This is a genomic window from Metapseudomonas boanensis (assembly GCF_042232855.1).
GTDB classification, from domain to species: Bacteria; Pseudomonadota; Gammaproteobacteria; order Pseudomonadales; family Pseudomonadaceae; genus Metapseudomonas; species Metapseudomonas boanensis.
On record NZ_CP113889.1, the window covers coordinates 3658936 to 3674872 of the forward strand.

Consider the following 15937-nt stretch of genomic DNA (forward strand, 5'->3'; position numbering starts at 1 on the left):
CGGGCAGAATAGCACTGCATTCCCAAGTGGAATGGTTTAAATAAAAAATATGAATTTGAGTTATTCATGGCAAGCCCCTACGATCGTCCTCACAAGCAAAAGGGGCATTCGCCGTGATCGACCCCTGCGCATGGAAACACGCTGATGAGGACACACTGATGGCCGGCAAGACGCTCTACGACAAGCTCTGGGATGCACACGAGGTGAAGCGCCGCGATGATGGTTCGTCGTTGATCTACATCGACCGTCACATCCTCCATGAAGTGACCTCGCCGCAGGCCTTCGAAGGGCTGCGCCTGGCCGGTCGCAAACCCTGGCGCATCGATGCCAACATCGCCACGCCTGACCATAACGTGCCAACCACCCGCGCCGAGCGTCAGGGTGGCCTCGAAGCGATCGCCGACGAAGTGTCGCGCATCCAGGTCAAGACCCTGGACGAAAACTGCGACGACTTCGGCATTCTCGAGTTCAAGATGAACGACGTTCGCCAGGGCATCGTCCATGTTGTTGGTCCGGAGCAGGGCGCTACCCTGCCGGGAATGACCGTCGTCTGTGGCGACTCGCATACGTCCACCCACGGTGCTTTTGGTGCCTTGGCCCATGGCATCGGCACTTCTGAAGTCGAGCACGTGCTGGCAACCCAGTGCCTGGTGGCGAAGAAGATGAAGAACATGCAGGTTCGCGTCGAAGGCAAATTGCCGGCCGGCGTGACTGCCAAGGACATCGTGCTGGCCATCATCGGCAAGATCGGCACTGCAGGCGGCAACGGCCATGCCCTGGAGTTCGCCGGTAGCGCCATCCGTGACCTTTCCATGGAAGGCCGCATGACCATCTGCAACATGGCCATCGAGGCCGGTGCCCGCGTCGGCCTGGTGGCGGTCGATGAGAAAACCGTCGAGTACGTCAAGGGCCGTCCCTTCGCACCCAAAGCCGCCGACTGGGACAAGGCTGTTGCCGTATGGTCCGACCTGGTATCCGACGCCGATGCACGCTTCGATACCGTGGTCGAACTCAGGGCAGAAGACATCAAGCCGCAGGTCAGCTGGGGCACCTCGCCAGAAATGGTGCTTGCCGTCGATCAGCGCGTGCCGGACCCTGCCGCCGAAAGCGACCCGGTCAAGCGTGGTTCCATCGAGCGAGCCTTGAAGTACATGGGCCTGGCCGCCAATCAGGCGATCACCGATATCCAGCTGGACCGTGTGTTCATCGGCTCCTGCACCAACTCGCGGATCGAAGACCTGCGCGCTGCCGCCGAGGTTGCCAAGGGTCGCAAGGTTGCAGCCACCGTCAAGCAGGCGCTGGTGGTGCCGGGCTCGGGTTTGGTCAAGCAGCAGGCCGAGCAGGAAGGGCTGGATAAGATCTTCATCGAAGCCGGTTTCGAATGGCGTGAACCAGGCTGCTCCATGTGTCTGGCGATGAACCCGGATCGCCTGGAGAGTGGTGAGCACTGTGCCTCGACCTCCAACCGCAACTTCGAAGGACGCCAGGGGGCTGGTGGCCGTACCCATCTGGTCAGTCCGGCAATGGCTGCCGCTGCTGCGGTGACCGGTCGCTTCGTCGATGTTCGCGAGTTGCTCAAGTAAGGAGATTCGAGATGAAAGCCTTTACCCAACACACCGGTCTCGTCGCTCCGCTGGATCGCGCCAACGTCGATACGGACCAGATCATTCCCAAGCAATTCCTCAAGTCGATCAAGCGCACCGGCTTCGGCCCCAACCTGTTCGACGAGTGGCGCTACCTGGATGTCGGCCAGCCGAACCAGGACAACTCCAAGCGTCCGCTGAACAAGGACTTCGTGCTGAACTTCCCCCGCTACCAGGGTGCCAGTGTGCTCCTGGCGCGTGAGAACTTCGGCTGCGGCTCCAGCCGCGAGCATGCGCCCTGGGCGCTGGACGAATATGGCTTCCGTGCAGTAATCGCTCCGAGCTATGCCGACATCTTCTTCAACAACAGCTTCAAGAACGGCTTGCTGCCGATCATCCTGAAAGAAGAGGAAGTCGATGAACTGTTCCAACAGGTCGAGACGACTGAGGGCTATCAGCTCACCGTCGACCTGGCGGCCCAGACCGTCACTCGTCCGGACGGCAAGCAGTACAGCTTTGAGGTGGATGCCTTCCGCAAACACTGCCTCCTCAACGGCCTCGACGATATCGGCCTGACCTTGCAGGATGCGGAGGCGATTCGCACCTTCGAAGCGGGTTACCGTCAGCGCCAGCCGTGGCTGTTTCGGGATGCCTGAAGGCGTCCATCGGAGGATGTGATGAGCGACAAAGCCCATGAGCAAGTGGTCCAGCGCCAGTTCGGCGAGCAGGCCAATGCCTACCTGAGCAGTGCGGTGCACGCCCAGGGAACCGAGTTCGCGCTGTTGCAGGCGGCGGTGCAAGGGAATGGTGCTGCCCGTGCACTCGATCTCGGTTGCGGCGCGGGGCATGTCAGCTTCCACATCGCCCCGTTGGTCGGTGAAGTGGTGGCCTACGACCTTTCCGAGCAGATGCTCGATGTCGTGGCCAGCGCTGCCGACCAGCGCGGCTTGACCAACGTGCGCACTGAGCGCGGAGCGGCAGAGCGGTTGCCCTTTGCCGATGCGAGTTTCGACTACGTTTTCAGTCGCTATTCTGCGCATCACTGGAGCGACCTCGGGCTGGCATTGCGGGAAGTCCGCCGGGTCTTGAAACCCGGTGGCGTGGCGGCGTTCATCGACGTGGCCTCGCCCGGTAGTCCGTTACTCGATACCTACCTGCAAGCGGTGGAAGTGCTACGCGATACCAGCCATGTGCGCGATTATTCCGTGGGCGAGTGGCTGCGGCAGGTCAGCGAGGCGGGGTTGTTCGTCAACAGTCACACGCGCCAGCGTCTGCGCCTGGAGTTTGCCTCCTGGATCGAGCGTATGCGCACGCCGGAGGTTTTCCGTGACGCGATCCTTGCCCTGCAGCAGGCAGTGGGCGAGGAGGTTCGCGAGTATTTTGAAGTTGCTGCAGACGGCTCGTTCAGCACCGATGTGCTGGTGCTCTGGGCCGAGCGTTGAGAATGTACATGGCGCCTCTGGCGCCTAACGAGAGGAAAGCATGAGCAAACAGATTCTGATTCTACCGGGCGACGGCATTGGCCCGGAAATCATGGCCGAAGCCGTCAAGGTGCTGCAGGTGGCCAACGACAAGTACCAATTGGGCTTCGAGCTGACCGAAGACGTCATCGGTGGCGCTGCCATCGACAAGCATGGCGTGCCGCTGGCCGACGAGACCTTGGAACGCGCACGCAAGGCCGATGCCGTGCTGCTAGGCGCTGTTGGCGGCCCCAAGTGGGACAGGCTTGAGCGTGACATTCGCCCAGAGCGCGGGCTGCTGAAGATCCGCTCGCAACTCGGCCTCTTCGCCAACCTGCGCCCGGCCATCCTCTACCCGCAGCTGGCCGATGCTTCCAGCCTCAAGCCAGAAATCGTCGCGGGGTTGGATATCCTTATCGTCCGTGAGCTGACGGGCGGTATCTACTTCGGCGCGCCGCGTGGCACCCGTACGCTGGAAAATGGCGAACGGCAGGCCTATGACACGCTGCCCTACAGCGAGAGCGAAATTCGCCGCATCGCCCGTGTCGGTTTCGACATGGCCCGCGTGCGTGGCAAGAAGCTGTGTTCGGTAGACAAGGCCAACGTGCTGGCCTCCAGCCAGCTCTGGCGCGAAGTAGTGGAAGAGGTCGCCAAGGATTATCCGGACGTCGAGCTCAGCCACATGTACGTCGACAACGCTTCCATGCAGCTGGTGCGTGCGCCGAAGCAGTTCGATGTGATGGTGACCGACAACATGTTCGGCGACATCCTGTCGGATGAGGCTTCCATGCTTACCGGTTCCATCGGCATGCTGCCTTCGGCCTCGCTGGACGCCAACAGCAAGGGCATGTACGAGCCGTGCCACGGCTCGGCACCGGACATCGCGGGGCAGGGGATTGCCAACCCGTTGGCGACCATACTGTCCGTATCGATGATGCTGCGTTACAGCTTCAACCAGACAGTCGCTGCGGACGCCATCGAGCAGGCCGTCAGCCTGGTTCTCGATCAGGGATTGCGCACGGGCGACATCTTCTCTGCAGGGGCTACCAAGGTCGGTACCCGCGAGATGGGCGATGCAGTGGTCGCGGCCCTGCGGAATCTGTAATCTGAAGGGCTCGCTGGTACGCCAGCGACCCACTTTTTCTTGAAAGGTGTAGTTGTCATGAAGCGTGTAGGTCTGATCGGTTGGCGCGGCATGGTGGGTTCCGTGCTCATGCAGCGAATGCTGGAAGAGCGGGATTTCGACCTGATCGAGCCGGTGTTCTTCACTACTTCCAACGTGGGTGGCCAAGGGCCTGCGGTCGGCAAGGAGATTGCCCCGCTGAAGGATGCCTACAGCATCGAGGAGCTGAAGACCCTCGACGTGATCCTGACCTGCCAGGGTGGCGACTACACCAACGAGGTGTTCCCCAAGCTGCGCGAAGCCGGCTGGAACGGCTACTGGATCGATGCGGCCTCCAGCCTGCGCATGCAGGATGACGCTGTCATTGTCCTCGACCCGGTGAACCGCAAGGTGATCGACCAGTCGCTTGAAGGCGGCGTGAAGAATTACATCGGCGGCAACTGCACGGTCAGCCTGATGCTGATGGCCCTGGGCGGCCTGTTCGAGGCCGGTCTGGTCGAGTGGATGAGCGCCATGACCTATCAGGCGGCATCCGGCGCAGGCGCGCAGAACATGCGCGAGTTGATCAAGCAGATGGGCGCGATCAACGGCGCCGTCGCTGACGATCTGGCCAATCCGGCCAGTGCAATCCTCGACATCGATCGCAAGGTCGCCGAGGCCATGCGTAGCGAAGACTTCCCCACCGAGAACTTCGGAGTACCGCTGTCTGGTAGCCTGATTCCGTGGATCGACAAGGAGCTGCCGAACGGCCAGAGCCGCGAAGAGTGGAAAGGCCAGGCCGAAACCAACAAGATCCTCGGCCGGTTCAAGAGCCCGATTCCTGTGGATGGCATCTGCGTGCGCATCGGCGCCATGCGTTGCCACAGCCAGGCGCTTACCATCAAGCTGAACAAGGATGTGCCGATCGCCGATATCGAAGGCATGATCAGCCAGCACAATCCCTGGGTGAAGCTGGTGCCGAACCAGCGCGAAATCAGCATGCGCGAACTGACTCCGACTGCCGTGACCGGTACTCTCAGCGTTCCGGTGGGTCGTCTGCGCAAGCTCAATATGGGGTCGCAATACCTGGGGGCCTTCACCGTCGGTGACCAGCTCCTGTGGGGTGCCGCCGAGCCCTTGCGCCGGATGCTGCGCATCCTGCTGGAGCGTTGATGGCCGGGGGTACCGATGAGGCTCGTCGGTACCCTGCGGTCCTTGATTGCCTGCATGCGGGGCGGCGGTTAAAGTGCCGCTCCCCGCAGCGCCAGAGGTAGTCCCCCATGAGCCAGTCCTTTGATATCGCCGTAATCGGCGCCACCGGCACCGTCGGCGAGACCCTCGTCCAGCTCCTCGAAGAGCGGGATTTTCCAGTCGATAGTCTTTATCTGCTTGCCAGCAGCGAGTCTGCTGGCAGTTCCGTGCCGTTCAAGGGGCGTAACCTGCGTGTGCGGGATGTCGCTGATTTCGATTTTTCACAGGTGACGTTGGCGTTCTTCGCTGCCGGCGAAGCGGTCACCCGCAGCTTTGCGGAGCGCGCACAGGCGGCAGGCTGCTCGCTGATCGATCTGTCAGGTGCACTGGCCCTGGATAAAGCGCCTTGCCTGGTGCCCGAAGCCAATGCGGACGCGCTTCAAGGACTAACCCGGCCCTATTCCCTGACCAGCCCTTCTGCGTCTGCTGTGGCACTCGCTTGTGTTCTGGCCCCACTAGCAAACCAGTTGGGTTTGCGACATGTTACGGTCACTGCCTGTCTGGCGGTTTCCAGTCTTGGCCGGCAGGGTGTTAAAGAGCTGGCTCGTCAAACGGCTGAGTTGCTTAATGCTCGCCCGTTGGAGTCCCGTTTCTTTGATCGGCAGATTGCTTTCAACCTGCTGGCGCAGTCCGGTGATCCGGATTCCGAGGGGCACGTTGCGCTTGAGCGGCGCATGGCTGCTGAAATCAAGCAACTGCTGGGGCAGCCCGGCTTGTCGGTTGCTGCGACCTGCGCATTGGCCCCCGTGTTTTTTGGCGATAGCTTCAGCGTCTCATTGCAGGTCGAGAGTGATGTGGACCTGCCGGCAGTGCTGGAGCTCCTGCGCACGGCCCCCGGTGTCGAGCTGGTCGAAGAGGGCGATTATCCGACGGCGGTTGGTGATGCTGTTGGCCAGGATGCGGTCTATGTCGGAAGGGTGCGGCGGGGAATTGATGGTCCGCGCGAGCTCAATTTGTGGATTGCTTCAGATAATGTGAGAAAAGGCGCTGCGCTCAATGCCGTGCAGTCTGCCGAGTTGTTGATAAAACACTATCTGTAAAAGATACTTACCTGAAAGTTTGAAGAACTATTCTAGCTTGCTGATACTGGCTTGGCTTTGTCGTTGATGGGGAATCGCCGTCCGGGCGCATACAGGCAGCGACTTAAGACCTTCCTCCCGCATCACGGGAAAAAGAAAATACAAGGGAATCACTCTATGGTTCGGGTTCGCAAACTGGTGCTGGCAATTGCGGCTGCATCCGCGCTGACTTCCGGTATGGCACATGCGCTTGGGCTCGGGGAGGTTACCCTGCGGTCCTCGCTGAACCAGCCGCTGGTCGCGGAAATCGAGCTGCTGGAGGTTCGTGACCTCGCTTCCGCAGAGGTCAAGCCAGGCCTGGCACCGGCCGAGGAGTTCTCCAAGGCAGGTGTGGACCGCCAGTATTTTCTTTCCGATCTCAAGTTCACGTCGGTGATCAAGCCTAACGGCCGAAGCGTTATCCGGGTGACGTCCACGAAGCCGGTGCGCGAGCCTTATTTGAACTTCCTTGTCGAGGTGCTCTGGCCCAATGGCCGGCTGCTCCGCGAATACACCCTGCTGCTGGATCCGCCGCTGTACTCGCCACAGACTGCTGTTGCTGCGGCTCCGCAAATTCCGGTAGCCGCTGCTGCTCCCGTGCCTCGCCCAGTGGTAGAGGCGGCGCCTGTAAGGACTGCGCCAGTGGCACCTGCCGCACTGCGCCCAGCCGCGCCTGCGCCGGCAGCTCCTCCAGCAAGAAAGGCCGAGACCGACCAGTACCGCACTACCTCGCGTGACACCCTTTGGGATATCGCGCAGCGCACACGCTCTGGCGGTTCCGTGCATCAGGCAATGCTCGCCATTCAGGACCTCAATCCGGATGCCTTCATCGGTGGCAACATCAATCGACTGAAGAGTGGTCAGGTGCTTCGACTGCCCGATGACCAACAGATCGCTAGCCGTTCGCAGGCAGAGGCCATTGCTCAGGTTGCCGCGCAGAATACCGCCTGGCGGGAAAGCCGCAGTCTGGCAGGCGAGGGCAAGCGTCAAGTGGATGCAACCAAGCGTGCAAGCGCCGGTGATGCGCCGTCCGAGGTCGAAAATAAAGACAGCCTGCGCCTGGTTTCTGCCGAAAGTGGCAAAGCTTCAAGCGGCAGTGACAAAGGTGGGGACGGTGAAAGCAAGGCGCTCAACGACAAGCTGGCTGTTACCCAGGAAAGCCTCGATTCCAGTCGTCGCGAAAACGATGAGCTGAAGAGTCGCGTCAGCGACTTGCAGAGCCAGATGGACAAGCTGCAGCGGCTTATTCAGCTCAAGGACGACCAATTGGCGAAGCTGCAGGCCGATATGTCGGCCGTTGGCAGTCAGACGCCTGCACCGACATCCGCGGCGGCGCCAGTTGCTGCTGAGGCCAAGCCACAAGTAGTAAAGGATCCGGTTGAACCGCCTGTAGTTGCTCCTGCCGCAGCTCCAGAGGCGGCGTCACAACAACCGGCCGACCTGGAGGCTCAGGCACAGACGCCGATCGCCTCCGAGCCGTCCCAGTCAGCTGCTCCGGCTGCCCCGGTAGTGTCGGAGCCGCCCGTGCAAGCCGCTCCAGCAGTGGCTCCGGCACCTGCCTCGGCGCCTATGGAGGAGCAGGGCGGTAACCTGATCGACGACCTGCTGGCCAATCCGATGCTTCTGGGGATTGCCGGTGGGAGTGCGCTGGTCGCGCTTCTTGTATTGCTGATGATTCTTTCCCGTCGCAATGCCCTTAAGGAAAGTGAGCTGCAGAGCAGCCTTGCGGCTCAGGACGACGAGAGCATCTTCGATACCGATCTGGATCTGAAAGACGATAGCTTCGCGGGATTTGCTGGCGCCGAGCTGGAGTCAGCAGTGGTCGAATCGCCTCCGGCGAGCACCGCCAAGACCGAGGACAAGATCACGGCCCAGACGAGCGATGTGATCAGTGAGGCGGATATCTACATCGCCTACGGTCGCTTCAGTCAGGCAGCCGAGCTGTTGCAAGGTGCCATCAATGAAGAGCCTCAGCGCGCCGACCTGCGCCTCAAGCTGATGGAAGTCTATGCCGAGCTGGGGGATCGAGAGGGCTTTGCTCGCCAGGAGCGCGACTTGAACGAGATCGGGCGCTCGGCCGCGGAGATTGATCAGCTCAAGGCCAAGTATCCGGCAATCGTCATGGCAGCCGCGGGAGCGGTTGGTCTGGCCGCGATCGACGATATCGACAGCTTCGGCCTGGATGACCTGAAGCTCGATGAGGCCGCACCGGCAGCGACCGTTGCTCCAGGGGAGGACCTTGACGACGCGTTCGATCTTAGTCTGGATGACCTTGATTTGGACCTGGAAACCGAGTTGGCAGGCGACAAGCCAGTTCGGACCGAGCCGGCCGAGCCAAGCCTGGAATTGTCGGATACAGTCGAGCTCGACGCGCCTGCCAAGCCAGTCAGTGACCTTGACTTCGATCTGAGTTTCGGTGGTGACGACAAGGCACTGCCGCAGGGTGAAGGGGCGATCGACCTGAGTGACGAACTGGCTGGCTTCAGCCTCGACCTTGAGCCGTCCGCCCAGTCGCTCGTGGACGAAGATGACTTCCTGCTCAGTCTCGACGAGGATCTGGACGTTCCGGCTGTTGCAGTCGAAGGGGTGGCCCCCCCTGTTGCCGGGCTTCCGGACGTCGGAGCCCAGGACCTGCCAGCGGACTTCGATCTGTCCCAGTCCAACGAGCTCGGGATAGAGCCGCTTGCCGACAACGACAGTTTCGCAGCCCAGCTAGACGAAGTGAGCGCCGATCTGGATCAGTTGTCCGAGCGCTTGCAGCAGCAGGATGTTTTGACCGCTCGTGAGCCAGCAGCGCCTGCACTGGCCGAAATGGCGCCGGAGGAGGATGACGATTTCGACTTCCTCTCCGGCACCGATGAAACCGCGACCAAACTGGACTTGGCTCGTGCCTATATCGATATGGGTGACACTGAAGGTGCTCGCGACATCCTCGACGAGGTTCTGTCCGAGGGCAGTGATACCCAGCAAGAGGAAGCGCGCGAACTGATCGCCCGTCTCAGCTGACAGATGACCCAAGCAGTACCCGCAGCGGCAGCCCCTTCGGCTGCCGCTGTCGGTTCAGCAAGGCGTTAATTCCGCCACTTCCAGTCCGCCGATTTCCGCAACTTTTCCCGCCATTTCCGCAACCCCGTGGCTATTTCACGGGGTTCACGACCTTGCCCACCCGCCGATAAACCCGCTTGGTAATGTCCTGCTTGGTGTGTCCGAGCAGGTCGGAGGCGTCCTCCAGGCTGACGATTTCCGACGCGGCCTTCGGGCGGATGTCACGGAACTGGAACTGCATGATCGCCGCCGCCAGATCCGGGTCACCGTTCTCCTGAGCCTTGTCGGCGGCCTGCTTGCGCGCCGGTTCGAAGCGCTGGCGCAGCATCGGCTCGCTGAGCTGTTTGCCGTCAGCCGTGGTGACCAGGTGCGGGCGTGAGCGGTCCAGCTCGTCGAGCAGTCGACCCAGGCCCGTGCGCAACCCGTCGATGTGCAGGCGGATGCGCAGCTTCGTGGCGGTCTTGCCCTGGCCCACCAGCAGGAAGTCGTCGGTCACCTCAGCCCAGCGCATCTTGCGCACATCGGAAGGCCGCTGGCCGGTCAGGTAGGCAATGTCCATTGCCACCTGCAGCTCGCGCGGCGCCTCGCTGTACACCGCCTGCCACACCTCGTCCGTGACATACACGTCGCGCGGCGCCTCCTTGTTGCGCCTGACGCCGCGCGTTGGGTTGTCCTTGCTGTAAATCCCCCATTCCCTGGCCATGTTGAACGCATGGGAGAGCAGGGCGATCTCGCGGTTCGCGCGCACGGGCGCCGTCCGGGCGTCCCGGTACTGCGCGATAATCTGCGGGGTGATTGCCTCCAGCGGCGCCGTCTCGAAGGCACGGAACAGGTGCACCAAGCACTTGCGGTTGTCCTTCTGCGTCTTCACCCCTTTCCCCGGAATTACATCGCGGTCATAGCGCCGGAGCAGGTCGCCGACGGTCTTGGTCGTCAGCGGTACCTTGGTCCGCTCCAGCTGAGCCCACTTCACCCGGGCCTCGTCGGGGTCCGTCCCGAGCGGGATCTCCTTGCGGTTGCCTTCCTCGTCGCGGCCGGCGTAGTAGTAGCCGACCCACACCTGGCCCGATTTCAGCTTGCGCACCCGGCGGATCATTCTTGGCGGCAGGTCTCGGTTGGCTGGCTTCTTCGGGCGCATTGTTACCCCACGCGGGAAAGGTCCAACGCCCAGGGCTCGGCCACGGCGTTGGAGGTTGAAGGCTTCACCCCGGCCAGTTTGAGCCGGGCATACACACGACCAACCACGGGGCGCCGAGCCCCGGTTAGGGCGTGCTGCCAGCCGTTGTTGATGAGCCACTTGATCTGAAGTGAAGGTAGACGGTAGCCAGTGATCGAGACCAGCTCTTCGTCGCTCAGGGTTTCGGATGGAGTTTCCATGGGTTACCTCGCTGGTCAGCGCCAGGGCTTGGGCTCGCGTTTGTAAGGGATGACGTTCTCCAGCACCTGGCGTACTCCGCCGGAGTCCTTGAACTCCTTCAAGAGGCCTAGATGGGCCGGGCAGTAATGAAGGTTTGGGGCCACCTCATGGGCGTGGCTGGCGCAGAGCGGCAGATCACAGGTCTTGCCATCGCCCACGGGGTAGTCGCACAGGTAGTCGGAGCTCGCCGCACATGCAGCGCAGTGCGGGCCCAGGTCGCCGCACAGGAACATCGTTCCGCCCGACTTCGTCTTCTCGATGTAGCAGGGCATGGCAATACCTCTCCGCCGGCTCTCGCCGGCAGCTGGTGGGTTTATGCGTTTTGGGAGCGGGGGAGGGACTCCAAGGACCCTAGTGCTAGCCTCTGTTGAGTGCTGTGCAACAGGCGTCCGTAGGAAGTCTCCCCAGCGAGGGCATTTCAGTGGAACAGACCAAGAGGTACACCTGCTTCAAGTGCGGAAGAGTGTTCGGTTCTGAACGTGAATCCGCTTGGCGTGCCCACATGATCACTTGCAAAGTGCGGCATCGAAGCGATGTGGTTAAGGTTCGCCGCGATGAGGCTGTAGCGACGGATAAAGCGGAAGAGTTGCTTTCGGAGTACCGATCGTCGAAGTCGACAAGTAAGTTGATTGTTCCTGACGGTTTTTGTCCGCAGTGCGGGGGTAATGGCGGAGCGATGGGAAACTGTCCACGATGCGGAGGAAGTGGCTTCGTAGAGGCCTCCGTTGAGACTTTATCGGGGCCGGATGCCTCATCTGAGCAGTTCGTTATCAAATTCGATGATGATTGATTCGCCCGCCATGGCGTGTTCGTGTGGGGCTCAGTTCACGTCGTTACTCATGGGCAGAGTTCTATCAACGGGTGGGTGAGGAAGTTCAGCAGTCCCACGGCGACAAGGACGACAAGCCCCAGGTCGATGGCTTCGAGAAGGGCTTTCAGCATGACTGCTGCTCGTTCCGCTCATAGGCGGCGATGAATTCGGATACCTCGGCGCTGAGGTCCATGGCTCTGATGCTGTTGCTGGCGCTCAGGAAGGGCTTCATTCGCTTCAGGTAGGCGATGGCCTGGGCCAGAGGATGGTCGGTAAGCAGGCTCTCGGTGAGCTTCTGCCGGGCGGATATGTCGAGGCTCATGCTGGCTCTCGTTCCTTGGCGAACAGGTAGTCGATGAACTCGGCGGCGCTGGGCAGCAGGTCGCTCGAGCGGAAGACCGGGAGGCGCATCTCGTCGGCCCGGGCGATCTCGGCCAGGGTGCCGGCGGAGCGGTCCCAGCCGTCGATCAGCACCACGGCATCACAGCGCTCCATCAGCTCCATGGTTCCGCGGAGCCAGAAGGCATCGCCAAGGTCGGGCAGGTCGGCGTCCATGTGGGCTGAGTTCATGTGCGGGCAGAGCGGGAACCATCCCAGGGTGCAGGCGTAGAGCGCCAAGCGGCGGGCGGCCTCGATGTTCGCGGCAATGGCTTCCCTGTCCGGCCCGCGGTACGGGCCGGCGACGTAGATGATCGGTTGCATTGAAGAGCCTCCCTGGCGGGTGTGGCGGGTCGATGGGATGGATCAGGACTTGGGTGGAACGGGGATGCAGCGGAGGCAGCCGCATGGGGCAGGGCGCCCGGAGCTGCGGCAGAAGATGATTCGACTCATGCGGCGGCGGCCTGCTGGTGCTGCGTCAGGGCCTGCTGGACTGCCGCGACGATCCTGCACAGGTACTGGCGTTTCGGGTGCGGTACGAACGCCTTATTGCTGACCGTGTAGTGCCACTCCTCGCCGAAGAGCCTGGTCAGCAGATCGGATGCCTCACCGCTGTGCCACAGGCCTTCCGTGGATTCGAAGTTGGACAGGTCGTCGGCATCGTCGAATAGCTCGCGGGCCTCCTCCTTATCGAGCGGCCCGCACTCCCATTCAGCGGTTCGCCCACGGCGGCAATCGATGATGCAGCGCTTGGCGGACTGCTCCAGGGCATTGCCGTCGAACACCTCTCTGTCGATCTCAGAGCTCCGGGCGAGACAGCCCACCAGGTAGTCCACGTTGCAGTCGGTGAAGAACTGCGCGACGGTGCGCGGCCCCATCCCTCCCCAGTAGGCCGACCAGGACTCTCCGAAGCACTCGATCGTGATCTTGCCGGATCGGGTCACGTAGTTCGGGTTGTGCTCCAGCGCTATGGTGCGGCCGCCGAAGTCCTCCAGGAACACGGAGACGGGATCGAGGCGATCGGCACCGGTGATGGTCAACTTGGTGACCATGGTGGACTCGACCTTCATGGATTGGTTTTCTTCAGGCATAGGGGATTCCTTCCTTCGCCGTAGTGGCGCTATGGCATGGAGTGGGGTAGGTTCGCGGACCTGGCATATGGTCCGCGGAGAAAGAAGATGAGAAAGGAGTTGGGGCTTTCTGGGCGCTGCGGGTTTGCTCTGCTGGCAGTGGCCGTGATTGGTCTACCAATTGCGACGTTTGCTGGCGGAATTGATCTGGCAACGTTTGGAGCGGTGTCTGTCGTTTGGTTGCTTGTTTCCGCGATGCTTATTCTTGGTGAGAGCATCACTGAGGTGACGCTGTGGAAAGCCTCGATTAAGCGGGACGTCACCGCTGCTCAAACCGCTCGCGCCGAAGCCGAGGCTATCCGGGATCAAATGCGCCAAATGTGCAGGGTGATCGTTGAAAACAATTACCTGCTCTCGTGCGTTTCTGAGCTTGCAAAGAATCCAGGTCCAGCAACCCAGAGGCTCACGGACAACATTAATGCGTTAGAGGCATTCGTCGAACCAGACGCCGAAAAGGCAACTGAATGGCGGAAAAGTGTGCGGGCTCTCTTTCATGACCCCAGCCTCTATCAGTGATATCGGCGAGGGTGCCGCCCTCACGCCACCCTGCAATGCCACGACTGCGTATAGGCCACCCCGTCGATAGGAGCAGGCTATGCTCGGTGGTGGCGTTTTGGCACTGCCTAGGCTATTCCTTCTGCTCCCCCTCCCGGCCGCCGCATCGGGCAAGGATGCTGGCCGGGTAGGGTGGGTTAGGCTTCGAGCTGCTGCTGGATCCGCCGCCCAATCCAGCGAACCACAGGAATCGCCTTACTGTTGCCGATGGCCTTGTAGCGCGGCCCGTCCGGGCATTCCTCCGCAGGCTTCCCGCGCCAGGGGATCAGCGTGTAGTCGTCGGGCATTCCCTGGAGGCGCTCGCACTCGCGCGGGGTAAGTCGGCGAACCGCAGGGCCGATCATGGCCGCCGCATATCCCTGACCAGGTTTCCCGCCATGGCCTTTCACGGTGCAGGCCACGTCATGGGTCGTTACCTCGGCGCGCTGGTTCTCGTGAAAGGCAGCCACTATCGGCTGGCCTCGCCCGGTGCCATCTTCGCTGGCATCGAAGCCCTCGGCCTTCAGCGTGTGGGTGATGTCACCAGTGATGCAGACCGCGACCTGGCCGCCGGCGTTGGCGTGACTGCCATCGTGGCCCATTGCGCGCAGCGTCGGCGCCAGTTCACCAGCGTCCGCACCGTAGTCCTTGCAGCTGAAGGCGAGTACGGCGTTCTCCTGGCCGTGGTTGCCGCCCAGCGTGTGCGCCTGGTCTACCAGCATGCAAGGATCCTGCGTTCCGTGAACAACCAGGTTCGTCGGCACGCAGTCATTACCCGCCGGGATACCTCCGTTCTTGCCGTAGGAGGTTGTGAGCGTCGCCGCAACGTAGGCTTCCGAATCCGCGCGGTGGCTGGAGTTTCCCTGGGCGCGAAGTGCTGGAGCGACGACGAACGTCTCCAGGTCAAGATCGTAACGACCGCCAGGATGAGCCGTGACCGCCGTGCTTACATCAGTGAGGTTGCAGTTCTTTCCTCCGCCAAATGCTTTGGCTGAGGCCCCCCCTTCTTCCTCCCGTCCGGTGTCTGTGAAGTTTCCTTCAGGGCGGCTAGAAGCGCTGTCGGCAGATTCTTTCCCCTGGCCTCGGCGCGGCGGAGAATCCCGGCGCAGGCCGTCGAGCTCAAAAAGTACCGCTGCGGGATCAAATCCTGCTCGAGCACTTGCGACAACGAACACACGGCGGCGTCGTTGGGCCAGGCCGAAATATTGGGCATCCAGCACCCGCCATGCGGCTGTTCGCGTGGGTCCATACACACAACCAGCGTCCGTCCATTTGCCCCCTGCCGGCTGGAGCGCATCGGATTCGCCCACCAGGGCGCCGAGGAAGCAGCCGAACGCGTTGCCTTTGTCGGAGAGGACGCCGGGGACGTTTTCCCAGACGACGATGGAGGCAGGTTTACCTGCGCGGGTTCTAACAAGGTCAGCTGCATCTGCGAGCTCCACATATTTGATGGTGAGGGCGCCGCGCGGGTCGGCCAGGCCTTCGCGCATGCCGGCCACGCTGAATGCCTGGCAGGGCGTGCCGCCGATCAGTACATCCGGGGCGGGGATGGCGCTGACCAGTACCCGGCGCGCGAGTTTGGTCATGTCGCCCAGGTTTGGTACCGCCGGCCAGCGGTGAGCTAGCACGGCGGAGGGAAACGGCTCGATCTCGGCGAACCACTCAGCACGCCATCCCAGCGGGTGCCAGGCCACACTTGCGGCCTCGATGCCGCTGCACACGGATCCGTATGTGGTCATTTGCAGTCTCCTTCTTGTGTGGAGGCGACGATGTCTGCCGTAGCGGTGCTTTGGCGTTGATTGGTCTATTCCTTCTGCTCCCTCTCCCGGCCACCGCATCGGCCATGGTTCCGTCCCCGATTTATCTTTTTCGCCGCTGCAGGCTGAGCTTTTCTCGTCGGCGTAACGCCGCTTCCTGTACTCGCCGTCCTCTATGAAGCGTGGCAATTGAGCGGTCATTCGGGCCATCAGCCGTGCCATAGACAGCACCTCGCCGCCCAGCACTGAGCGCCTGGAGTGTTTCGGGTGGTGGTTTGGGAGGGCGACATTTGCTGGTAGCTATCTACTTCGCGCGACTATGGGTGGCGATAGTGAAGAGCCAAAAGCTGCCTGATCAAAAATGCTCAAGGGTCTCTGTAAAGCTGGCTGCTATCAAAGCAGTGTTACATC

The 15937-nt window shown here is 61.7% G+C and carries 15 protein-coding genes; 8 read left to right on the plus strand and 7 right to left on the minus strand.

Going from position 1 to position 15937, the window contains the following annotated elements; translation table 11 throughout:
• Positions 1-158 precede the first annotated feature (158 nt).
• From leuC to OXH74_RS17020, 7 genes are all read left to right on the plus strand, one after another.
• Positions 159-1583: a 3-isopropylmalate dehydratase large subunit gene (gene leuC / locus OXH74_RS16990; protein WP_375741637.1), complete on the plus strand. Its 1425-nt coding sequence runs from the start codon at positions 159-161 to the stop codon at positions 1581-1583.
• Between the two features lie 11 nt (positions 1584-1594).
• A complete protein-coding gene (leuD, locus tag OXH74_RS16995; RefSeq protein ID WP_215368962.1) occupies positions 1595-2239 on the plus strand; it encodes a 3-isopropylmalate dehydratase small subunit in 645 nt (214 codons plus the stop codon).
• 21 nt (positions 2240-2260) lie between these two features.
• Positions 2261-3025, plus strand: coding sequence for a class I SAM-dependent methyltransferase (locus OXH74_RS17000; RefSeq protein WP_375738017.1), 765 nt, complete (start codon positions 2261-2263; stop codon positions 3023-3025).
• Between the two features lie 40 nt (positions 3026-3065).
• A complete protein-coding gene (gene leuB / locus OXH74_RS17005; protein ID WP_375738018.1) occupies positions 3066-4148 on the plus strand; it encodes a 3-isopropylmalate dehydrogenase in 1083 nt (360 codons plus the stop codon).
• A gap of 57 nt (positions 4149-4205) precedes the next feature.
• Complete coding sequence (gene asd / locus OXH74_RS17010; protein WP_215368979.1) at positions 4206-5318, plus strand: aspartate-semialdehyde dehydrogenase; 1113 nt, start codon at positions 4206-4208, stop codon at positions 5316-5318.
• Between the two features lie 107 nt (positions 5319-5425).
• The gene (locus OXH74_RS17015) at positions 5426-6436 is read left to right on the plus strand and encodes an aspartate-semialdehyde dehydrogenase (protein ID WP_375738019.1); all 1011 of its coding nucleotides are present in this window, start codon (positions 5426-5428) and stop codon (positions 6434-6436) included.
• A gap of 156 nt (positions 6437-6592) precedes the next feature.
• Positions 6593-9460, plus strand: coding sequence for a FimV/HubP family polar landmark protein (locus OXH74_RS17020; protein ID WP_375738020.1), 2868 nt, complete (start codon positions 6593-6595; stop codon positions 9458-9460).
• 130 nt (positions 9461-9590) lie between these two features.
• Here OXH74_RS17020 and OXH74_RS17025 read toward each other — a convergent pair whose 3' ends face one another.
• The 6 genes from OXH74_RS17025 to OXH74_RS17050 all read right to left on the minus strand — a co-directional run bounded on the left by OXH74_RS17025 (position 9591) and on the right by OXH74_RS17050 (position 13196).
• The gene (locus OXH74_RS17025) at positions 9591-10637 is read right to left on the minus strand and encodes a tyrosine-type recombinase/integrase (protein WP_375738021.1); all 1047 of its coding nucleotides are present in this window, start codon (positions 10635-10637) and stop codon (positions 9591-9593) included.
• 2 nt (positions 10638-10639) lie between these two features.
• Complete coding sequence (locus OXH74_RS17030; RefSeq protein WP_375738022.1) at positions 10640-10876, minus strand: DUF4224 domain-containing protein; 237 nt, start codon at positions 10874-10876, stop codon at positions 10640-10642.
• Positions 10877-10891: 15 nt separating this feature from the next.
• A complete protein-coding gene (locus tag OXH74_RS17035; protein WP_375738023.1) occupies positions 10892-11188 on the minus strand; it encodes a hypothetical protein in 297 nt (98 codons plus the stop codon).
• Positions 11189-11851: 663 nt separating this feature from the next.
• Positions 11852-12049 carry a hypothetical protein gene (locus OXH74_RS17040; RefSeq protein ID WP_375738024.1) on the minus strand — a complete coding sequence of 66 codons (198 nt, stop codon included), beginning with the start codon at positions 12047-12049 and terminating at the stop codon, positions 11852-11854.
• Entirely contained in the window at positions 12046-12429 is a 384-nt protein-coding gene (locus OXH74_RS17045; RefSeq protein ID WP_375738025.1) for a DUF1937 family protein, read from the minus strand. Before OXH74_RS17045 ends, OXH74_RS17040 begins: the two co-directional genes overlap by 4 nt.
• Positions 12430-12554: 125 nt before the next feature.
• Complete coding sequence (locus OXH74_RS17050) at positions 12555-13196, minus strand: hypothetical protein (RefSeq protein ID WP_375738026.1); 642 nt, start codon at positions 13194-13196, stop codon at positions 12555-12557.
• An 87-nt stretch (positions 13197-13283) separates the two neighbouring features.
• On the opposite strand from OXH74_RS17050, the gene OXH74_RS17055 reads away from it, so the two are divergent.
• Positions 13284-13751: a hypothetical protein gene (locus OXH74_RS17055; protein WP_375738027.1), complete on the plus strand. Its 468-nt coding sequence runs from the start codon at positions 13284-13286 to the stop codon at positions 13749-13751.
• A 176-nt stretch (positions 13752-13927) separates the two neighbouring features.
• On the opposite strand, the gene OXH74_RS17060 is transcribed toward OXH74_RS17055, so the two are convergent.
• Positions 13928-15508, minus strand: coding sequence for a DNA cytosine methyltransferase (locus tag OXH74_RS17060; protein WP_375738028.1), 1581 nt, complete (start codon positions 15506-15508; stop codon positions 13928-13930).
• Positions 15509-15937: the final 429 nt, after the last annotated feature.